The following is a 1,167-nucleotide window of genomic DNA, read 5'->3' as shown; positions in this document are numbered from 1 at the left end:
CTCGGCCCACCCGCGCTGATCATTTCGCTGCTGTCGTTCTCCCGGAACACGCTTATCTCGATGGCCGTCGCGGCGGGGGCGGCTCTGTTGGTCAGCCTGAGCGTGCCAACCCTGCGCCGGACCGCCGTTGTCACCGCGATCTTCGCGGCGGTAATCGCGGTGACGGTGCCGGGATTGCTGTTCTTGCTGCACGGTTCGCAAGCCGGCGCGTGGCTCGCCGACCAGCTCACCGCCTTCAACGAGCGGGTGCTCGGCGGGGTTTCGTCGAGCGCGCTCGCCGTGGACGAATCGGCGCTGGAGCGGCTGCGGGAGAACTCCCTGCTGAACCGCTCGATCGCTCAGGCGCCCGTATTCGGCCATGGCCTGGGTTACGCGTATCAGCCGCCGAAAGGTGACGACGAGTTTTCCGCGAAGTTCTATCCCGCCTACTCGCACAACTTCTATCTGTGGTGGCTGGCGAAGGCGGGCACGGTCGGGATGACGGCGTTCGTCGTCTTCGCGCTGATCCCGTTGATCCAAGCGGTGCGCTGCCGCACCGCGGCGGCGAAGGTCAGCGTGGCGGTCAGCGCCGGCCTCCTCGCAATATCCTGGGTCTGGCCGTTGCCCGAGATGCCATCGGACGCCTTCGCGCTGGGCATCGCGCTCGGTTCGGCGATGGGGTTCGCCGGCTTGCGCGGCAGGGAGCGCGACGCCAACCCCGCGGTCAACCCCGACGCGGCCGTACTCACGGCACCGTCCGGAGCCCACTGAAGTGGGCACGACGAGCGGCCGACCGGTGTACTTTGACGCCGTGGCCAATCACCTTGGGAGTTAGCCGAATGCGAAATAGCTGCCTGTTCGACCATCCCCGCCACGCGCCGCTGTGCGATCTCATTTCCGGACTGCGATGATCTCCGTCATTCATGTCGGGCCGGGCATCTACAGCTTTGGCGGGACGCAGACCGTGATTCGAGTCATCCGGGACCACAAGATGGGCGCCGACGACATCCGCGTCCTGTCGACGTGGGAAGGGCGGCACCACGCGAAGAACTTCGTGCTGACCGCGCGCGCGGCGGCCGTGCTGGCCCGGGCGCCCCGCACGACGATCGTGCACTTCCACATCTCAGACGGCGGGGCGTGGCTGCGCGAAGGATCGCTGATTCGCCTGGCCAAGGCGCGGGGCCTGCG

1 protein-coding gene and 1 pseudogene are annotated in these 1,167 nt (G+C 67.6%); both read left to right on the top strand.

All coding sequences use genetic code 11. From position 1 onward, the window contains the following. A partial coding sequence (locus tag A9X05_RS00045) for an O-antigen ligase (RefSeq protein WP_197498847.1) occupies positions 1–750 on the top strand: 750 nt, incomplete at its 5' end. A 136-nt stretch (positions 751–886) separates the two neighbouring features. After that, positions 887–1,167: pseudogene (locus A9X05_RS00040) on the top strand (glycosyl transferase family 1); the annotation flags it as partial.

The organism is Mycobacterium sp. E3298, assembly GCF_001666895.1.
In the GTDB taxonomy this organism is placed as follows: domain Bacteria; phylum Actinomycetota; class Actinomycetes; order Mycobacteriales; family Mycobacteriaceae; genus Mycobacterium.
The sequence above is the reverse complement of the archived record's forward strand: the minus strand, read 5'-3'. Positions and strand labels throughout refer to the sequence as shown.